Annotated in this window: 18 protein-coding genes; 7 read left to right on the top strand and 11 right to left on the bottom strand. The window is 72.9% G+C overall.

From position 1 onward, the window contains the following. Window positions 1-60: 60 nt before the first annotated feature. A complete protein-coding gene (locus F1721_RS22360; protein ID WP_150068704.1) occupies window positions 61-357 on the top strand; it encodes a hypothetical protein in 297 nt (98 codons plus the stop codon). Between the two features lie 4 nt (window positions 358-361). On the opposite strand, the gene F1721_RS22365 is transcribed toward F1721_RS22360, so the two are convergent. From F1721_RS22365 to F1721_RS22380, 4 genes are read right to left on the bottom strand one after another with little or no spacing between them, the layout of a single operon-like run. Continuing rightward, window positions 362-1,117: an ABC transporter ATP-binding protein gene (locus F1721_RS22365; RefSeq protein ID WP_150068705.1), complete on the bottom strand. Its 756-nt coding sequence runs from the start codon at window positions 1,115-1,117 to the stop codon at window positions 362-364. Further along, window positions 1,114-1,920, bottom strand: coding sequence for an ABC transporter ATP-binding protein (locus tag F1721_RS22370; RefSeq protein WP_150068706.1), 807 nt, complete (start codon window positions 1,918-1,920; stop codon window positions 1,114-1,116). Before F1721_RS22370 ends, F1721_RS22365 begins: the two co-directional genes overlap by 4 nt. A 2-nt stretch (window positions 1,921-1,922) precedes the next feature. Beyond that, entirely contained in the window at window positions 1,923-3,659 is a 1,737-nt protein-coding gene (locus F1721_RS22375) for an ABC transporter permease subunit (RefSeq protein ID WP_246155244.1), read from the bottom strand. Further along, window positions 3,659-5,149 carry an ABC transporter substrate-binding protein gene (locus tag F1721_RS22380; RefSeq protein ID WP_150068707.1) on the bottom strand — a complete coding sequence of 497 codons (1,491 nt, stop codon included), beginning with the start codon at window positions 5,147-5,149 and terminating at the stop codon, window positions 3,659-3,661. Before F1721_RS22380 ends, F1721_RS22375 begins: the two co-directional genes overlap by 1 nt. Before the next feature lie 487 nt (window positions 5,150-5,636). On the opposite strand from F1721_RS22380, the gene F1721_RS22385 reads away from it, so the two are divergent. Then, the gene (locus F1721_RS22385) at window positions 5,637-7,151 is read left to right on the top strand and encodes an MFS transporter (RefSeq protein WP_150068708.1); all 1,515 of its coding nucleotides are present in this window, start codon (window positions 5,637-5,639) and stop codon (window positions 7,149-7,151) included. Window positions 7,152-7,194: 43 nt separating this feature from the next. Here F1721_RS22385 and F1721_RS22390 read toward each other — a convergent pair whose 3' ends face one another. Genes F1721_RS22390 through F1721_RS22420 form a run of 7 tightly spaced genes read right to left on the bottom strand, consistent with a single transcriptional unit; the run spans window position 7,195 to window position 13,703 of the window. Continuing rightward, window positions 7,195-7,866 (bottom strand): 4-carboxy-4-hydroxy-2-oxoadipate aldolase/oxaloacetate decarboxylase, encoded by a 672-nt coding sequence (locus tag F1721_RS22390; protein WP_150068709.1) that lies wholly within the window; start codon window positions 7,864-7,866, stop codon window positions 7,195-7,197. A gap of 22 nt (window positions 7,867-7,888) precedes the next feature. Then, window positions 7,889-9,097: an aspartate transaminase gene (locus F1721_RS22395; protein WP_150068710.1), complete on the bottom strand. Its 1,209-nt coding sequence runs from the start codon at window positions 9,095-9,097 to the stop codon at window positions 7,889-7,891. A 14-nt stretch (window positions 9,098-9,111) separates the two neighbouring features. Next, entirely contained in the window at window positions 9,112-9,855 is a 744-nt protein-coding gene (locus tag F1721_RS22400; protein ID WP_150068711.1) for an SDR family oxidoreductase, read from the bottom strand. Between the two features lie 46 nt (window positions 9,856-9,901). Continuing rightward, the gene (locus F1721_RS22405; protein WP_150068712.1) at window positions 9,902-11,212 is read right to left on the bottom strand and encodes an MFS transporter; all 1,311 of its coding nucleotides are present in this window, start codon (window positions 11,210-11,212) and stop codon (window positions 9,902-9,904) included. Beyond that, window positions 11,209-12,213, bottom strand: a complete 1,005-nt coding sequence (locus F1721_RS22410; RefSeq protein WP_150068713.1) for a 5-oxoprolinase subunit C family protein — start codon at window positions 12,211-12,213, stop codon at window positions 11,209-11,211. Before F1721_RS22410 ends, F1721_RS22405 begins: the two co-directional genes overlap by 4 nt. Next, window positions 12,206-12,916 carry a 5-oxoprolinase subunit B family protein gene (locus F1721_RS22415; RefSeq protein ID WP_150068714.1) on the bottom strand — a complete coding sequence of 237 codons (711 nt, stop codon included), beginning with the start codon at window positions 12,914-12,916 and terminating at the stop codon, window positions 12,206-12,208. The genes F1721_RS22410 and F1721_RS22415 overlap by 8 nt, the downstream gene beginning before the upstream one ends. 1 nt (window position 12,917) lies before the next feature. Continuing rightward, window positions 12,918-13,703, bottom strand: a complete 786-nt coding sequence (locus F1721_RS22420; RefSeq protein ID WP_150068715.1) for a LamB/YcsF family protein — start codon at window positions 13,701-13,703, stop codon at window positions 12,918-12,920. A gap of 310 nt (window positions 13,704-14,013) precedes the next feature. On the opposite strand from F1721_RS22420, the gene nac reads away from it, so the two are divergent. From nac to gndA, 5 genes are all read left to right on the top strand, one after another. Beyond that, window positions 14,014-14,919, top strand: a complete 906-nt coding sequence (gene nac, locus F1721_RS22425; protein WP_150068716.1) for a nitrogen assimilation transcriptional regulator NAC — start codon at window positions 14,014-14,016, stop codon at window positions 14,917-14,919. Window positions 14,920-15,056: 137 nt separating this feature from the next. Beyond that, a complete protein-coding gene (locus tag F1721_RS22430; RefSeq protein ID WP_150068820.1) occupies window positions 15,057-16,055 on the top strand; it encodes a 2-hydroxyacid dehydrogenase in 999 nt (332 codons plus the stop codon). After that, on the top strand, window positions 16,052-16,822 hold the full coding sequence (locus F1721_RS22435) for an SDR family oxidoreductase (RefSeq protein ID WP_150068717.1): 771 nt from the start codon (window positions 16,052-16,054) through the stop codon (window positions 16,820-16,822). Before F1721_RS22430 ends, F1721_RS22435 begins: the two co-directional genes overlap by 4 nt. A 16-nt stretch (window positions 16,823-16,838) precedes the next feature. Further along, complete coding sequence (locus F1721_RS22440) at window positions 16,839-17,861, top strand: L-idonate 5-dehydrogenase (protein WP_150068718.1); 1,023 nt, start codon at window positions 16,839-16,841, stop codon at window positions 17,859-17,861. A 93-nt stretch (window positions 17,862-17,954) separates the two neighbouring features. Then, complete coding sequence (gene gndA, locus F1721_RS22445) at window positions 17,955-19,394, top strand: NADP-dependent phosphogluconate dehydrogenase (RefSeq protein ID WP_150068719.1); 1,440 nt, start codon at window positions 17,955-17,957, stop codon at window positions 19,392-19,394. Window positions 19,395-19,448 lie beyond the last annotated feature (54 nt).

Genomic DNA, 19,448 nt, shown 5'->3' on the forward strand with positions numbered 1-19,448 from the left:
GCGACCTGTGCCTACGCTTGGACCGAACAGCCGGAACTGCGCATCCACCCGGAGGCATTGATGACCGCGGCGCACCAGCAGCACACCGGCCACGACCACACCCACCGCGAGGGTTGTGGCCACGTCGCCGTGCCGCACGGCGACCACGTCGACTACGTGCACGACGGGCACCTGCACCGCTGGCACGACGACCACTACGACGAGTGCGAGCCCCAGGGCCACACCGCGCACGACGCCCACGAGCACGCCCACGGCGAGGGGTGCGGCCACGTCGCCGTGCCGCACGGCGACCACGTCGACTACCTCCACGACGGGCACCGCCACGCCGCGCACGGCGACCACTACGACGAGCACTGACAGATCACACCGGCATCCGGGGCACGGAGTCGACCAGCCTCCTCGTGTAGGGCTGCGACGGGGTGGTGAGCACCTCCGCCGCTGGGCCCCGCTCCACCGCGCGACCAGCGCGGAAGATCACCACGTCGTCGCACAGGTGCCGCACGACGCCGAGGTCGTGCGAGACGAAGATCAGCGTCAGCTCCCGCTCCCGCACCAGGCGGCCCAGCAGCTCCAGCACCTGGGCGCGGGTGGAGATGTCCACCGCGCTGACCGGTTCGTCGCCGATCAGCACGCGCGGGCCGGGTGCGATCGCCCGCGCCAGCGCGATCCGCTGGCACTGCCCGCCGGAGAACTCGTGCGGGTGGCGGTCGGCGACGTCGGGCTCCAGGCCCACGTCCGCCAGCACCTCGGTCACCCGCTCCGCGTGGTCGCCGTCGAGGCCCAGGCACCCCAGCGGTTCGGCGATGCTGCGGCCGACCGTCCACCTCGGATTCAGCGAACCGCGCGGGTCCTGGAAGACCGCCTGCACCTCGCGGCGGAACCACCGCAGCTTCCCGGCATCGCCCGCGCGCAACTCGTGCCCCCGGTAGCGGACCGCGCCGGAATCCGGTTCCTCCAGCGCCAGCAGCATCCGGAGCAAGGTGGACTTGCCCGACCCGGATTCGCCGACGATCCCCAGCGCGGCACCAGCGCGGACCGCCAGGTCGACGTCGTCGACAGCGGTGCACTGCCGGTACCGGCGGGTCAGCCCGGTCGCCTCGAACAACACCTCGGTCACGGCACCAGCTCCTCGGGCCAGGCGGTCAGGCGCGCGGCGGCCAGCAGCTCGCGCGTGTAGGGGTGTTCCGGTGCGGTGAGCACGTCGCCGACCGGGCCGTGCTCGACGACGCGGCCGCCCCTGAGCACGGCCACCCGCTCGCAGGAGCGGGCGACGACCGGCAGGTCGTGGCTGATGAACAGCAGCGCCGGTGGCGGGTCGCCCGCGCGGGTCAGCCGGTCCAGCACCGCGAGGACCTCCTGCTGGACCGTGACGTCCAGCGCAGTCGTCGGTTCGTCGGCGATGAGCAGTCCCGGGCTGCAGGCCAGGGCCATCGCGATGAGGATCCGCTGGCGCTGACCGCCGGAGAGCTGTCCGGGGCGGGACCGCAGGATCCGCTCGACGTCGGTCATGCCCACCGACCGCAGCATCGCGGCGGACTCCGCCGCGATCTCCGCGCGCGCCAACCCGCGCCGCCGCAGCGGCAGTGCGAGCTGCTTTCCCACCCGCACCAAGGGGTTCAGCGCGGTCAGCGCGTCCTGACCGACCATCGCCAGCCGCCGTCCGCGCACCTCGGCCAGCTGCCGGTGCGGTGCGCCGAGCAGTTCACGGCCGTCCAGCCGGACGCTGCCGCTGGTGCGCGCTCCTTCCGGGAGCACTCCCGTGATCGCCGCGGCGATCATCGACTTGCCCGCCCCGGACTCGCCGATCAGCCCGACCCGGTCACCGGCGGCGATGCGGAGGTCGACGTCAGCGACCACCGGGCGCCCGCCCAGCTCGACGCGCAGTCCGCCGACCTCCAGCAGCGGTTCACCAGTCCGCACGGTCAACCTCCCACCGCGATCCGCCGCCCGAGCGAAGAGGTGGACACCGCGAGCGCACCCAGCAGCGCGAGCGCGGCTGTCGGCGCCAAAGCCGCCCAAGGCGCACGTTCCACGTAGGGCATCGCTTCGGACAGCACCAGTCCCCACTCCGGCTCAGGCGGTTGCGCGCCCAGGCCCAGGAAACCCAGCGATGCCAGGGCGAGCGCGGTGCCGGGCAACCTGAGCAGCGCGTGGCGGAACACCGGCGGGAAGACGGCGGGCAGGACGTGCGCGCGCAAGATCCAGCTGCGGTCTCCCCCGGCCACGCGGGAGGCCTGGACGTGCGTGGCCGCGCGCTCCTCGCGCACCAGCGCGGTCGTGTGCGCCGCCAACGGCGCCCACGCCACGAGCACCACTGCGACGGCGGCACCTGCGGTGCTCGGGCCCAGCACGGCCGCGGTGATCAACCCGGCCAGTACCGGTGGCATCGCGTTGAGCACTTCCACCGGACCACCGCTGAGCCGCGGCAGGAAACCCAGGCCCAGGCCGAGAACCAGCGCCACGGCGGTGACCAGCAAGGCGACCAGCGCGGTGCGGAGCGCTCCGTGCGCCACCCTCGCGAGCATGTCCCGGCCCAGCGCATCGGCTCCCAGCGGCCGCTCCCACGACGGTGCGGCCAAGCGCAGGCTCACGTCGACGGCGGTGGGATCGCGGAACAGCCCGACCGCGACCAGCAGGATCAGCGCCGAGGCGAACACGACGGGCAACACCCGCGCGAGCCGCCCCGGACCGGCCGCTGCGCGCTGCGCCACCGGCAGCGTCGTTCCCCGCAGCGCTCTTCCCATCAGCAGCAGGTGCAATGCCGCGCTGACCGCGCTCGCCGCGAACCCGGTCAGCAGCAACACCAGCAGGCATGCCTGGAGCAGCGGCAGGTCTTGGGCGACGGCCGCGCCGAGCGCCATCCGGCCGATGCCCGGGATCGCGAACAGCTCCTCCACCGCCACGGCACCGCCGACCAGTCCGACGACCACCAGCGCGAGCTGCGGCAGCAGCGCGGGCAGGCTGCGCCGCAGCACGCCACCGGCGATGCGGGCGCGCCCCACCCCGAGGACGGTCCAGGTCGTCGTCCACTGCTCCCCGGCCGCCGCCGGGAGCGCGTCGTCGAGCAACCGGCCGAGCAGCCCACCGGCGGGCACGCCCATGGCGATGGCGGGCAGCACCAGGTTCTCCGGCCCTTCCCAGCCGAAGGGCGGAGCCCAGCGCAGCCACACCGCGAAGACGATCAGCAGCACCGAGGCGAGCAGGAACTCCGGCACCGCGGTCAGCATCGCGGCCACCGCACCGCTGGCCGAGCGCGGCCTCCCCCGCGACGCCGCGGCCAAGGTCGGCGCCACCAGCGCGCCCGCGACCAGGACGGCCACCACGATCGCCCCGGCCATCAAGGTCAGCGACACCCCGAGCCCGGCGAGCACGCCGGGCAGCACCGGTTTCCCCGACACCCAGGAGGTCCCGGCGTCGCCGGACGCCAGCCCGGTCAGCCACCGGCCGAGCAGCACCAGCGGTCCGGCGTCGAGGCCGAGCTGGTCGCGGATCGCCGCCAGCGCTTCCGGGTCCGGATCGCGCTCGGCCGAGCGCGCCCGCAGCACGCTCAGCGCGGGATCGCCCCCGGACAACCACGGGAGCATCCCGACCACCAGGACCAGGGCGGCGACCGCCGCGAACCGGGACGCCAGCGCGGCCGGGCGGAACATCGAGCCCATCAGTCCGCCCGCGTGCCCGGCAGGACCAGCAACCGCTCGCGCGGGTCGAAGGCGGCACCTTCGACGCCGGGCGCGTTGCCCTGGAAGACCCGCTCGTGCAGCAGCGGCACCGCCGCGCCGGTGCGCAGGACCTCCCGCTCCGCCAGGAGGATCTTCTGCCGCCGGACGGCCAGGTCGCCTTCCGCGGCGGCCTCGGTCAGCGCGGCGTCCACCGCGGGGTCGCAGAGCCCGGAGATGTTGAACCCGCCGTCGCAGGAGAAGTCGCTCTGCAGGTAGGCGACGGGGTCGCCGGAGTCCAGCACGGTGGCGCGCGACAGGACGAACGCGTCGAACTGCCCGCTCAGGGCGTCGGCCTCGATCTGCGAGTACTCGCGCACGACCAGCTCGACCTGGAACCCGGCGCGTTCCAGCTGCTGCTCCAGGATCGCGGCGACCTCGGGCAGCTCGGCCCGGTCGCTGAATGTCGCCAGCGTGATCTTGCGGCCCGCGGGGTCCACCGGCGGTGCCGGGGCGGCCGGTTCGGGGCGCTGGCCCGACCACGGCAGCGCCGGTCCGAGCAGGCCCCGGGCCAGATCGGCCTGGCCCTCGTAGGGCCCGCCCACCAGGGGCTGGCGGTCCACCGCCTCCCGCACCGCCGAGCGCAGTCCGGGGTCGCCGAGCACCGACCCCGGCCGGGTGTTGAGGTACAGGGTGTTGGTCCGCGGCATCGGCACCGCCCGGACGGTGTTCGGGTCCAGCAGTCCGGCCTGCGAGGCCGGGATCGCCTCGACCACGTCGGCGTCGCCGGTGCGCAGCGCGGCGGTGCGCGCGGTGCCGTCCGGCACGAAGTGCACGTCGAGCCCGCTGGCCTGCGCCTTGCCGTCCCAGTACCCGTCGTACCGGTCCAGGCGGGCGCCGTCAGCACCGCGCAGCTCGGTCAGCACGAACGGCCCGCTGCCCGCCCGGGTCGGGTCGGGGAGGCCGTCCGGGCCGTAGGCGCTGGACGCCAGGATGCTCAGCTGCGGGCTGGACAACCGTTGCGGCACCAGGGGATCCGGCTCCGCGGTCCGCACCGCCACCCGGTCCGGGCCGTCCGCGCGGACCTGCATGTCGACCCCGTCGAGGATGCGCGGCTTGGGCCGCGCCCGGGTCGCGCGGCCCAGCGAGTCCACCACCACCTCGGCGGTCAGCGGCGACCCGTCGTGGAACACGACCCCGGGCCGGAGCTGGAAGCTCCACTCGAACTCGTCCCGCCGTTCCCACGACACCGCCAGCCCGGGCAACGGCCCGCCCTCCGGGTCGAGGTTGATCAGCGTCTCGGCGATCCCGAGCCGGGAGAGCTTGAACGCGTCGTCGGTGAACGGGTTGAGCGCGGCGCGCGGCGGCAGCAGCATCACCACGCTCAGCCGACCATCCTCAGTGGACTGACCGGCAGCCCCGAAGCAGCCCGCCACGAGCGGGACGGCGGACATGGCGGCGACCAGGCGGAGCCACCGGCGCAACCTGAGCATGGAACCTCCCAGCACGACCAGCATCGAATGAAAACGATAACCGATTGCACTAAGTGCCCATTATGCGCACAACGCGTAGTGGCCGCTGCGCAGTCGGTGAGTCCGCCGCGGGGCGAGCTACCGCTGATTCCCTTGCGCTGCACCGAGTTCCGCGAGCTTGGCGCGGACGGCGGACGGACCGGCGAGCAGGACGGAAAAGTCGTTTGCGGCGCCGGGTGAGTCCGTGTCACCGTGGCGCTGGCAGCTGTCACCGGCGAGGAGAGGACGACCTTGGCGTTCGTGGTCAACGGCATGGCTCCGACCTGTGCTTCCGCATCTGGCGCGGAGCGCGTTCTGATCTGACGCCAGGAGGCGTCGCACCGGCTGAACGGGCCGGTGATTCCACGCGCCCGCTGCCGATGTCGAAGCACCGCGCGGTGGTTCCGCGGAACCACCTGGCCTGGTCCGCGTGGCGCCGCTGCGCGCCACCCGCTTCGACGGAGTACGCATGTCGTCTGCTTCCACGAACACGTCAACCACGCCCGCACCCCGGGCAGGCCTGCGCGAATGGCTCGGGCTGGCCGTGCTGAGCCTGCCCACCCTGCTGGTCGCGCTGGACATGAGCGTGCTGTACCTGGCGCTCCCCCACCTGGCCGCGGATCTGGACGCCACCAGCGTCGAACTGCTGTGGGTGACCGACAGCTACAGCTTCGCGATCGCCGGTTTCCTGCTCACCGCGGGAAACCTGGGCGACCGGATCGGTCACCGCCGCTTGCTGCTGATCGGCGCCGCGGGCTTCGGCGCCACCTCGGTGCTGGCCGCCTTCTCCGCGCACGCCGGAGCGCTCATCGCCGCGCGGGCTCTCCAAGGGGCGGTCGCCTCGACCCTGATGCCCACCACGTTGGCCCTGATCAGCAAGATGTTCCGCGATCCCCGGCAGCGCACGATCGCCGTCGCCGGGTGGTCGAGCACCTTCATGGCGGGCATCGCCGTCGGCCCGGTCGCCGGCGGCGCGCTGCTGGAGGTGTTCTGGTGGGGCTCGGTGTTCCTGCCCGCGGTGCCGGTGATGGCACTGCTGCTGGTGACCGGCCCGGTGCTGCTGCCCGAGCAGCGCGCCGCCGCGGCCGGCCGGCTCGACCTGATCAGCGTCGGGCTCTCGCTGGCCACCGTCCTGCCTCCGGTCTACGCCCTCAAGGAGCTGACCAGGGGCGGCGACGTCGCGACCTCGGTGCTCGCCCTGCTGGCCGGGCTGCTCGCCGGGGCGGTGTTCGCGCGGCGGCAGCTGAGGTCGGCGGACCCGCTGTTCGACCTCCGGCTGTTCGGCGACCGGTCCTTCCGCACCGCGCTGCTCGTCCTGCTGCTCGCAGCGGCGACCACGAGCGGCATCACGATGTTCGTCAGCCAGCACCTGCAGATGGCGGTCGGGCTCTCGCCGCTGAACGCCGCGCTGTGGTTGCTGCCCGCGGCCGCAGCACTGGTCGCGAGTTCGATGCTGGCGCCCGCGGCTGCCCGGTGGGTCGGGCCTGGTTGCGTCGTCGGCGCGGGGTTGCTGGTGTCGGCGGCCGGGTTCGCGGTCCTGGCGCAGGTCGGTGGCGCAGCCCTGGTGGTGCTGGGCCTGACCATCGCCTACTTCGGCAGCGGGCCCGCCGACGTGCTCGGCACCGACCTGGCGATCTCGTCGGCCCCAGCGGAGAAAGCCGGGTCGGCGGCCTCGATGTCGGAGACCACGACCGAACTCGGTGTCGCCGTCGGAACGGCGGGACTGGGCAGCCTCGGCGCGCTCACCTATCGCAGCGAGATGTCCGACGGCGTTCCGCCCGAGCTGGCCGAACGCGCTGGCGACACCATGGCGGGCGCGCTCACGACGGCCGAACACCTGCCGAGCGGCCTCGCAGCTGAGCTGCTCGCCCTCGCGCGCGAGGCGCACACCACCGGGTTGAACGCGGTCTCGACCGCGGCGGCCATCACCACGACCGTCCTGGCCGTTCTCGCCGTCGTGTTCCTGCGCCGCCGGGCGAACTAGCGGCGGGGGCGTCGCCGGGACCGTTTCCGGCGACGCCCCCGCGTCAGTCCTCGATGACCAGGCCCTTCGCCTCCAGCTTGGCCGCGAGGCCGCTGACCTCGATGACGCTCTTGCCCGCCCGGTAGTCGGCGATGTAGGCGGCCTCCGCCGCCTCCCGCTCACCGGACTTGCGGATCGCCTCGGCCAGGTCCTCGCGGCGGACCACCACGACGCCGTCCGCGTCACCGCGGACCACATCGCCGGGCCGGACGATCTCGCCGCCGATCAGCACCGGTTCGTTGAGCGGGCCGAGGGTCTCCTTGACCGTGCCCTTGATCGACACGCTGCGGGAGAACACCGGCAGGCCCAGCTTGCGCAGCTCCTGCGTGTCGCGGACCCCGGTGTCGGTGACCAGCCCGGCGATCCCCTTGGCCTGGCAGGCGTTGGCCAGCACGTCGCCGAACTGCCCGGCCTCGGTGTAGTCCCCCGCCGACACGACGAGCACGTCGCCGGGCCGGGCGTGGGCGATGGCGACCTGGAGCATCAGGTTGTCCCGCGGCGCGCAGGACACCGTGAACGCCGGTCCGCACAACGACATGTCCCGGTCGACCGGCTTGATCCGCGAGCTCAGCGCGCCGAGCCTGCCCTGCGCTTCGTGGATCGTCGCCGACGAGTACCGGCTCAGCTGCTCGACCAGCTCGGGGTCCGGGCGGTCGATCTTGGTGGTGACGCGCATGCTGCGCTCCTCCTTCTCGCGGTCAGGACAGTTCGGCGCAGGCCCGGGCGACGCGCGCGGCGGCTTCCCGCAGGACCGCGTTCGAGGTGGCGAACGAGATCCGGAAGTGGCCCGGTGAGCCGTAGGCCGCGCCGTGGATCACCGCGACCTGCTGGGACTCCAGCAGGTACCGGCAGAACTCCTCGTCGGTGCTGATCTCCGCGCCCTGCGGGGTGCGCCTGCCGAGCAGCCCGGTGCAGTTGACGAACAGGTAGAAGCCGCCCTGCGGGGTGGTGCAGGAGATCCCGGGGACGCCGTCGAGCGCCCGCAGGAGCTCGTCGCGGCGGCCCCGGTAGGTCTCGACCATCTCGGCGATGAAGTCCTGCTTGCCGGTGAGCGCGGCGACCGCGGCCGCCTGGCTCACCGAGGACGGGCACGACGAGATCTGCGACTGCAGCTTGTTGATCGCCCCGATCAGGTCCGCAGGACCGGCACCGTAGCCGATGCGCCAACCGGTCATCGCATAGGTCTTGGAGACGCCGTTGGTGACCAGCACGCGGTCCTGCAGCCGCGGCTCCACGCCGACGAGGGTCGGCGCCAGCCCCGTCCCGTACCAGATCTCGTCGTAGATCTCGTCGGTCAGCACCCGGACGTGCGGGTGGGCCAGCAGGACGTCGGCCAGCGACCGGAGCTCTGCCTCGGTGTAGGCGGCGCCGGTGGGGTTGCTCGGCGCGTTGAGGATCAGCCACCGCGTCCGCGCGGTGATCGCGGATTCCAGCTGCTGCGCGGTGAGCTTGAACCCGTTGTCCTCCCCGCACTCCACCACGACCGGGGTGCCGTCGTTGGCCAGCACCATGTCCGGGTAGGACACCCAGTACGGCGCGGGCACGATCACCTCGTCCCCGGTGTCCACAGTGGCCATCAGCGCGAGGAAGATGACCTGCTTCGCCCCGCCGCCGACCGCGATCCGGGCGTGCGAGTAGTGCGCGCCGTGGCGCTGGGCGAGCTTCGCCGCGATCGCCTCGCGCAGCTCGGGGGTGCCGTTGACCGGCGTGTACTTGGTCTCGCCGCGATCGATCGCCTCGATCGCGGCGAGCTTGATGTGCTCGGGGGTGTCGAAGTCCGGTTCGCCGACGGTCAGGTCCAGGATCTCGTGGCCGTCGGCCTTGAGCTCGCGCACCCGCTGGGCGGCTGCGGTGCTCGGCGAGGGTTGGATCCGGTCGACCCGCCGGGCGGTCGGTGTCGCGCTCATCCCTGCTCCCGGGTTCAGTCGGCGCGGCGCTCGAAGTTGAGCCCGCCGGGCACCTGGAAGGTCGGCAGGATCTCCACGTGCCCGATGTTGACGTGCCGCGGCGTGCCGATCGCGTACTCGATGGCGTCGGCGATGTCCTCCGGCTTGAGCGACTCGTAGCCGTCGTAGAAGCGGCGCTGCGCCTCCTCCATGTCGCCCAGCAGCCGCCCGAAGATCTCGGTCTCCACCCGGCCCGGGCAGATCTCGGTGACGCGGACCCGGCGGCCGTAGGCGTCGACGCGCAGCTGCCGCGACAGCGTGTGCACGGCGGACTTCGTCGCGTGGTACATGGTGTTGCCGCCGAAGTTGTAGATCGCGGCGATCGAGGAGATGTTCACGATGTGCCCGCGGTCGCGCTCGACCATGCCCGGCATGATCAGCCGCACCAGGTGCAGCACCGCCTGGATGTTCACCGCGATCTGCTCGTCGATGCCGAACTCGTCGGCGTCGAGGATGTTGCCGGACCGGGAGACCCCGGCGTTGTTCACCAGCACGTCGATCTCCAGCCCGTCCAGCGTCCGGGTCAGCGCGGCGGTGTCGGTGATGTCGACCGCGTGCGGCGTGCACCCGGTGCGCTCGGCCAGTTCGGCGAGCCGCTCGGCGTTGCGCGCCACCGCGTGGACCTGCAGGCCCTGCTTGGCCAGCCGCTCGACGACGACCGCGCCGATCCCGGTCGACGCGCCGGTGACCAGCGCAGTCCTGTAGTCGGAGAAGGGCATCTTCGTTCGCTCCTAGAGAGTTCGTGGTGCTTTGCCGGTGTTCCGGCTACGCGTCCTGCAGCGGCAGGTGGGCCCGGTCGGTCACCCTGGAGACCGCGGCGAGCGTGCACAGGGCGGTGACCACCGCGTAGAACGCGGGCATGTAGGTGTTGCCGGTCTGTCCGATGAGGAAGGTCATCAGCAGCGGGGCGGTGCCGCCGAAGACGGCCGAGGAGATGTTGTAGCCCAGGCCGTAGGCGGAGTAGCGGACGCGGGTGGGGAACAGCTCCACCAGCAGGATGTGGATGACGCCGGTGTGCCCGGCGAACACCACGGCCATGATGCTGGCGCCGAGCGCGGCCAGCCCCACGTTGCCGGTGCTGATCAGCGCGTAGCACGGGATCCCGGCGATCGCCATGGCCACCGCGGCGCCCGCGATCACCCGCTTGCGCCCGATGCGGTCCGACAGCGCGCCCATGAACGGGATCGCGACGGAGATCGCCACCAGGCTGGCCGCGGTGACCAGCAGCCCGTCGACGGTGCTGAACTTCAGCTCGGTGGACATGAAGGTGGGCATGTAGGCGAACAGCACGTAGTAGCCGGAACCGTTCATCAGCGGGATGAGCAGCGCCAACCACATCGCCCGGCGGTGCTCGGCGGAGGCGAAGGCCTCCTTGAGCGGGTTCTTCGACAGCCCGCCCTCCTCCTTGAGGCGGGTGAAGTTGGGCGTGTCGGTAATCTTGCGGCGGATGTAGATGCCGGTGATGCCCAGCGGGATGGCCAGCAGGAACGGGATGCGCCAGCCGAAGGACTCCATCCGCTCCGGGCCGAGGCCGCTGGTCATGGCCGCGGCGATCAGCGTGCCGGTCAGCAGCGAGAGGAAGGAGGCGATCTGCGCGTAGCTGGTGTAGAGGCCGCGCTTGCCCTCCGGGGCGTGCTCGGCGAGGAAGGTCATCGCGCCCGCGGCCTCACCGCCGACCGAGAAGCCCTGCAGGATCCGCATCAGGATCAGCAGGCACGGTGCCGCGACGCCGATCGCTGCGTAGGTCGGCAGCATGCCGATGGCCGCGGTGGCGACGCTGATCAGCATGATGACGAACACCAGCATCCGCTGCCTGCCGATGCGGTCGCCGAGGTGGCCGCAGATGATGCCGCCCAGCGGCCGGAAGAAGAACGAGATCGCGTACCCCACGAACACCAGCAGCACCGCGTTCTGCGAGTCCGGGAAGAACACCAGGGCCAGCGTCCCGGCCATGAAGCCGAAGATGCCGTTGTCGTAGAGCTCGGCGAAGATCCCGACGCACCCGGCGAGGGTGATGCGCCGTGCGGTGCGGGCGTCGACCTGGTTGGGCACGGCCTTGGCGGCCACGGTTCTCATAGTGCCTCCGTTGCTGGGGCGGGCGTGGTGGTGGGGATGCGGAGCGCGTCGAACACCGTCGACACGCGCTTTCGGAGTGCGCGCAAGGTGTTGCGCTGAGCCCGGTAGGCGGCCACCGCTTCCTCGACGCTGCGCTTGCGGAACCGGACGCGCTGTCCGGGCCGCACCTGGCCGAGCGCCGAGAGCCCGGTGGCGGTGACCACGGCCAGCACCGGGTACCCGGCGGTGACCCCGCGGCCGCGGTGCAGCACCAGCAGCTCCTCGCCCGCGGGCACTTCGACCGCGCCGACCGGGACGCCGCGCGAGAGCACCTCGCCGCGGGCCTCCCGCTGCGGCACGTCGCCGCGCATGCGCAGGCCGATGTGGTTGCTCTGCGGGCTCACGGTGTACTCGGCGTCGAACAGCTTGGCCGCCGAGGCGCCGAACTCGGCGATGTCCGGGCCGTCGGTGACGTCGATCGTCCACTCCTCCGGGAAGGGCGGGACCGGCACGCCGAGCCGGAACACCGGGTGGCGCAGGACCGGGTGGTCGATCGGTGCGATGCCGCGGCCGATCGCCAGTTCGTCCTCGTCGCGCAGCGACCGGCCGAACCCGAGGATGGTGTCCGGTGCGCAGCTGCCGAGCAGCGACGGTGCTTCGACCGAGCCGTGCAGCGCGAGGTAGACCCGCGCGCCCCGGCGGATGCCCGCGATGCGGACGGTCTCGCCAGCGCGGACCGCGGTGGGCTCCCACTGCGGGCGCGGGACACCGCCGACGGTGAGGTCGGCGGGCGCGCCGGTGACGGCGAGCAGGACGTCGGTGCTCGGCGTGCAGCTGAAGTCCAGCATCGCGACCTCCACCAGCGGGTCGCCCTCCCGGTTGCCGACCAGCACGTTGGCCGCGCGCGCCGAGAACTGGTCGAGCGCGCCGTTGACCGGCAGCCCGAACCGCGAACGCCCGAACCGGCCGAGGTCCTGCACCGCGGAGATGCCCGCCCGGTGGATCACGAGGTGGTCAGCCATCGGCGGCCCCCAGCGGGGCACCGGCGTGCTCGCCCCACTGCTCGGGGCGGATCGGCACGAAGCGGAAGCGGTCGCCCGGCCGGTACGGGGCCAGGCGCTCGGAGTGCAGGTCGAGCACCCGCAGCGGGGTGCGGCCGAGCAGCGGCCACCCGCCCGGGGAGCGCATCGGGCAGATCACCGCCTGCTTCCCGGCGACCGCGACGGAGCCGGGCGGCACGCTCGTCCGGGGCGAGGACAGCCGGGCGACCGGTGCGGGGAACGCCGGGCCGTCCATCATCGGTGCGCCGACGGGCGCGCCGAGGCAGCGCACCGTCAGCTCGGCGCCGCTGTGCAGGTCGATCACGTCCTGCTCGGTCAGCCCGAGCTGGTCGGCGACCGCGGGCAGGTCGGGGCCGTGCTCGCCGCCGTAGACGACGGGGACTTCGAACAGCTTCGACGGCCGCTCCTCCGGGGTTTCGCCGAGCCGGTCGAGCGCGGCCTCCAGCGACCGGCGCACGCTGCGGTGGTCGGTGTCGGCGCAGTCGAACTCCACCAGCAGCGAGTCGTAGGTGGGCACGAGCCCGTGCACCCCCGCCAGGTCGGCCTCCTCGAGCGCGTCGGCCAGCGCGTGCACGGCCCGCCAGCGGTGGTCCGCGTCGTCGTGCACCGCTTTGACGACCACGGCCGAGTCGCCGCAGTCGAGGATCGCCACGTGCTGCCGCATGTCAGGAACCCCTCTTGCGGTCGAGCACCTCGGGCAGCGGCGCGATGGTCACCCCGGCTGCGAGCAGCTGCTCGCGCACGGTGCGCGCCACGGCGACCGCACCGGGGCTGTCCCCGTGCAGCAGCACGGTGTCGCACTCCACCGGGATCGCCTCGCCACCGACGCTGTCGATGACGCCTTCGGTCACCATGCGGACCGTGCGCTCGGCGATCTCGGCCGCATCGTGCAGCACCGCGCCGGGCTGCGCCCGGGGCACCAGTGTTCCGTCGTCGGCGTAGGCGCGGTCGGCGATCCCGACGATGCCCACCGGCAAGCCGCGGGCCCGGGCCGCCTCCGCCAGCTCTCCGTCCTGCGCCAGCACGATCAGCCCCGGGTCCACGGCGGCGACCGCGTCGGCCACCGCCGCGGCGTAATCGGCCCGCGTGGCGACGAGGTTGCCCAGCCTGCCGTGCGGGGCCACGTGGTTGACCCGGGTGCCGTGCGCGGCGGCGAAGGCCTGCAGGGCACCGATCTGGTAGAGGACATCGGTGCGAACCTCGTCGGCGGTCAGCTCCATCGCGCGCCGACCGAACCCGACCAGGTCGGGGAAGCTGGGGTGCGCGCCCGGGGAGATGCCGCGCCGCGCGCAGGACCGGACCGTGGCGTCCATGGTGCGCGGGTCCCCGGCGTGGAAGCCGCACGCGATGTTCGCCGAGGTCAAGACGTCCAGCAGCGCCTCGTCGTCGCCCGCGGTGTAGGCGCCGAACCCCTCGCCGAGGTCGGCGACGAGATCGACCAGGTGCGTCATTTCGTCCTCCCGGGGCGTCCACCGAATTCTTCGTCAGCGGCCGTCGGCGAATTTCGGCGAATCGATCGGCAATTCCGCAATTCGCCGCGGTGATTTCGAAATCACCGCTTCGCCGCGCTGCGTTTCAGCGAACCTAATCCGGTCCCGCCGCGGCGGACAAATACGCGTTGCGCGTGACGTGATCGCGATTCCTTATGACCGCTGCGCCCGGTAGTCGCGCCGATCCCCCGCGTCACCGGTATCTCCACAGCTCAGCGCCTTCGCGCGCCGGACGTATGATGTGTCGCTCCCGGGCTGGAAAGGGCGGCAGATGGACACCAGGCGCCTCTATTCGTTCGTCAAGATCGTCGACGCCGGGAGCATCACCCGAGCCGCCGACATCCTGCGCATCGCCCAACCGGCGCTCAGCCAGCAGGTCTCGGCGCTGGAAACCCAGTTCAAGCAGCAGTTGCTGATCCGCAGCAAGCGCGGGGTGGCGCCGACCGAAGCGGGGCGCGCGCTCTACCGCCACGCGCAGCTCATCCTGCGCCAGGTCGACCAGGCCCACGCCGCGGTCTCGGTGTCCGGGCACGCCCCGGCGGGCAGCGTGTCGGTCGGCATCGCCCCCTACAGCGCGGGCGCGGCGCTGGCCCTGCCGCTGCTGCGCGCCGTGCGCGACCGCTACCCGAACATCCTGCTGCACATCAACGAGAACTTCGGCGGCGTCATCAGCGAGGCGATCATGACCGGGCGGATGGACATGGCGTTCATCTACGACGCGGGCCGCCCGATCCGCGGGGTGCGGTTCGAGCCGATGCGCACCGAGGACCTGTTCCTCATCGCCGCCCCGCCGATCGCCCCGGACACCGCCGGGGAGGAGGTCGCGGTCGCCGAGCTGCGCGAGGTGGAGCTGCTGCTGCCCAGCGGGATCCACACCATCCGCCAGGTCGTCGACACCGCCTTCCAGCAGGCCGGGCTGGAGCCGAAGGTGGTGGGCGAGATCGAGTCGGCGCCGACGCTGGTCAGCGCGGTGCGCGCGGGTGTCGGGGCGACCGTGCTGCCGTGGTCGGCGGCCAGCGCGATCATCGACGTGCAGAACCTGGTGGCGCGGCGGATCGTCGAACCCGAGATCGAGGTCAAGCTCTCGCTGTGCACCTCCGACCACCAGCCGCTGTCCGAACCGGCCCTGGCGGTGCAGGACCTGTTCCACGAGCTGATCGCGGAATTCGCGGCCTGACCGGCAAGCATTCCCGCCGCCGATAGCGTCACGCGAATCCGGTATTTGTCGCTCCCCCGCCGCGCTGCCTAGCGTTCTGGCCGGGCGGTGCCGCGAGCTGGTCGCGGACCGCGACCGGTCTCGACGAGGAGCGAATGATGAGGCATCGCGTGCTCAGCACCCGCGGGGAACTCCCCGGCGGCGGCTTGGCCCGCTTGGGGTCCGAAGTGGAACTCGTCCGCTGGACCGGCGCGGGCAGACCGCAACCGGCCGAGCTGGCCGAGCTCGCCACCGGGGTCAGCGCGATCCTGGCCCTGGGCAACGATTCCGTCGACGCCGAGCTGCTGGCCGCGGCCGGGCCGTCGCTGCGCGTGGTGGGCCTGGCGAGCATGGGGTTCGACGCGGTCGACCGGCGGGCCGCCGCGGAGCGCGGCGTGGTGGTCACCCACACCCCCGGGGTGCTGGCCGAGACCACCGCCGACCTGGCGTTCTCCCTGGTGCTGATGGCGCGGCGCCGCCTCGGCGCGGCCCGCGACCGGCTGCACGCCGGGCAGTGGGACGTCTTCCGGATGCACGACGACCTCGGGTTGGACGTGTTCGGCGCGACGCTGGGCCTGGTCGGCTACGGCCAGATCGGCCGCGCGGTGGCCCGGCGGGCGGCCGGGTTCGGGATGCGCGTGCTGCACCACGACCCGCTGGCGCCGGAGGACGACAACCTGTCCTGGGCGGTCGACTTCGGCACGCTGCTCGCCGAGTCCGACATCATCTCGCTGCACGTGCCGCTCACCGAGTCCACCCGCGGGCTCATCGGCGCCGACGAGCTGCGCGCGATGAAGCCGACCGCGACGGTGGTCAACACGTCGCGCGGCGGCGTCGTCGACGAGGCGGCGCTGCTGGCCGCGCTGCGCGACGGGGTGATCCACTCCGCCGGGCTGGACGTGTTCGAGCGCGAGCCGCGCGGTGCCGACGTCGCCGACCTCGTCGAGCAGTCCCGCTTGGTGGCGCTGCCGCACGTCGGTTCGGCCACCGAGGCGACCCGCGCGGCGATGGTCGACCTGGCCGTGGACAACATCCTCGCGGTGCTGTCCGGTCGCCCCGCCCGCACCCCGCTGCCCGGCACCGCAGCGGTTCCGGGCGCCGCGGAGGTCGCGCGATGAGCCACCCGGTCTTCGACGTCAGCGGACGCGTCGCCGTCGTCACCGGCTCCAGCAGGGGCATCGGCCACGCCCTGGCCCAAGGCCTGCTCGAAGCCGGGTGCACGGTCGTGCTCAACGGGCGCGACGAGTCCAGGTTGGCCGAAGCGCGCGACGAACTGGCCGGGCGAACCGGCGGGACCGTGCACGGGCTCGCCTTCGACGTGACCGATCCGGCTGCCGTCGCCGAGGGCATCGCCCGCGCCGAGGAGCTGGCGGGCCCGATCGACGTCCTGGTCAACAACACCGGGGTGCAGCACCGCGCGCCGGTCACCGAGTTCGCCGACGCCGACTGGTACCGGCTGCTCGACACCAACCTCACCAGCGCCTTCCTCGTCGGACGGGAGGTCGCCCGGCGGATGGTGCCGCGCGGCAGCGGCAAGATCGTCAACATCTGCTCGGTGCAGAGCGAGCTGGTGCGCCCCGGCATCGCCCCGTACTCGGCCACCAAGGGCGGTCTCAAGCAGCTGACCAAGGGCATGTGCGCCGACCTCGGCCCGTCCGGCATCCAGGTCAACGGGTTGGCGCCCGGCTACTTCGAGACCGAGCTGACCGCCGCACTGGTCGCCGACGAGGAGTTCAGCCGCTGGGTGCGCGGTCGCACCCCGGCGGGCCGGTGGGGGCGGGTGCCGGACCTGGTCGGCGCCCTGCTCTTCCTGGCCTCCCCGGCCTCCGACTTCGTCAACGGCCAGCTGCTGCACGTCGACGGCGGCATGACCTCCGTTCTCTGATCCCGTGGGAGGGGCGATGTCCACACGCGCGTGCGTCGTGCACGGAGCAGGCGATCTCCGCATCGAGGAGCGCGAACCGGCGGCGCCGGGTCCCGGCGACGTCGAGATCTCGGTGGCGCTGGGCGGGATCTGCGGATCGGACCTGCACTACTACCACCGCGGTTCGGTCGGCGACTTCCACGTCCGCGAACCGATGGTGCTGGGCCACGAGGTGGTCGGCCGGGTGGCCGCCACCGGATCCGATGTGGACGGTCTGGAGATCGGCACGCCGGTCGCCGTCCACCCGGCGACGCCGTGCGGCGCTTGCCCGGAGTGCACCCGCGACCACCGCAACGTGTGCGCGCACAGCCGCTACCTCGGCAGCGCGGCCCGCACCCCGCACGTGCAGGGCGGGTTCGCGCAGCGCATCGTCGTGCCCGCGGCGCAGGTCCGCCCGCTGCCCGCCGGGCTGGACCTGCGCCGGGCCGTCCTCGCCGAGCCGCTGTCGGTCGCCCTGCACGCCGTGCGCCGCGCGGGCGAGGTGACCGGTCGACGAGTCCTGGTCACCGGCGCGGGGCCGATCGGGTGCCTGACGGCGGCGGCGCTGAAGAGCGCCGGGGCGGCCGAGGTGGTCGTCACCGACCTGCTCGACGCGCCGCTGGCGATCGCCGCCCGGGTCGGCGCCACCACGACGATCCGGGCCGACCGCGGGGACCCCGAGCAGGTCGACGTCGCCATCGAGGCCTCCGGGTCGGCGGCGGGGCTGAGCACGTGCGTGCGGGCCGTGCGGCGCGGCGGTGCCGTGGTGCTGCTCGGCCTGTTGCCGCCCGGCGAGACCGGTTTCCTCGGCAACGTCGTGGTGACCCGCGAGCTGCAGCTCCTCGGCGCGTTCCGCTTCGACCGCGAGTTCGACGACGCGCTGTCCCTGCTGGCCGACGGGCTGCCGGTCGACCCGGTGCTGACCCACACCTTCCCGCTGTCCGAGGCGGTGGCCGCCTTCGACATCGCCGGGGACCGCACCGCCGCCTCGAAGGTCCTGCTGGACCTGACCGCGGGGTGAACCCGCCCGTTTCCCTGCGCCGGGGCGGCCGCTGGCCGAGAATTGCCAGCGGCCGCCCCACCGGCGCTCACCAGCAACCCGCAGGAGTTTCACATGGGCACCTCAGCGCAGATCGGCGTCACCGGGCTCGCGGTCATGGGCCGCAACCTGGCGCGCAACTTCGCCCGCAACGGCTACACCGTCGCCGTGCACAACCGCACCCCGTCGCGCACCCGCGAGCTGCTGGCGGAGTTCGGCGACGAGGGCGAGTTCATCGGCGCCGAATCCGCCGCCGAGTTCGTCGCCGCGCTGGAGCGACCGCGCCGACTGGTGATCATGGTCAAGGCCGGGGACCCCACCGACGCGGTGATCGAGGAGTTCGCGCCGCTGCTGGAGGACGGCGACGTGATCATCGACGGCGGCAACGCGCACTTCGCGGACACCCGGCGCCGGGAACGCGACCTGCGCGAGCGGGGCATCCACTTCGTCGGCACCGGCATCTCCGGTGGCGAGGAGGGCGCGCTGCACGGCCCCAGCATCATGCCGGGCGGTTCCGCGGAGTCCTACGAATCGCTGGGCCCGATGCTGGCGAAGATCTCCGCCAAGGCCGCCGACGGCGCGCCCTGCGTCACGCACGTGGGCCCCGACGGGTCCGGGCACTTCGTGAAGATGGTGCACAACGGCATCGAGTACGCCGACATGCAGCTCATCGCCGAGGCCTACCAGCTGCTGCGCGACGTCGGGGGCCGCTCCCCCGCCGAGATCGCCGAGGTCTTCCGCACCTGGAACACCGGTCGGCTGGACTCCTACCTGATCGAGATCACCGCCGAGGTGCTGTCCCACGTGGACCCCGCCACCGGCGAGCCGTTCGTGGACGTGGTGGCCGACCAGGCCGAGCAGAAGGGCACCGGCCGCTGGACGGTGCAGCTCGCCCTCGAACTCGGCGTGCCGGTCTCCGGCATCGCCGAGGCGGTGTTCGCCCGCTCGCTGTCGGGCCACACCGCGCTGCGCGAGGCCTCGCGCGGGCTGGCCGGGCCGACCGCCCGACCGCTCAGCGGAGCGGCGGCCGACGCGTTCGCCGACCAGGTGGAGCAGGCGCTGTACGCGTCCAAGATCGTCTCGTACACGCAGGGCTTCCACGAGATCGCCGCGGGCAGCGCCGAGTACGGCTGGAACATCGACCTCGGTGCGATCGCGGGCATCTGGCGCGGCGGCTGCATCATCCGCGCCGCGTTCCTGGACCGCATCCGCGCCGCCTACGACGCCCGGCCGGACCTGCCGAGCCTGCTGTCCGACGAGACCTTCGCCGCCGAGATCGCCGACGCCCAGCAGGACTGGCGCGAGGTGCTGGGCGCGGCCACCGGCCAGGGCGTGCCCACCCCGGGCTTCGCGGCGGCGCTGGCCTACTACGACTCCCTGCGCGCCGACCGCCTCCCGGCGGCGCTCACCCAGGGCCAGCGCGACTACTTCGGCGCCCACACCTACCGCCGCACCGACCGCGAAGGAACCTTCCACACCCGCTGGGCCGGGGACCGCTCCGAGGTGCAGATGTAGGGTCCACTTCGGACGACACCTGCGCATCCGGAACGAGGTCGGAAAACCTCATCA

The sequence above is a fragment of the Saccharopolyspora hirsuta genome (assembly GCF_008630535.1).
Classification (GTDB): Bacteria; Actinomycetota; Actinomycetes; order Mycobacteriales; family Pseudonocardiaceae; genus Saccharopolyspora; species Saccharopolyspora hirsuta.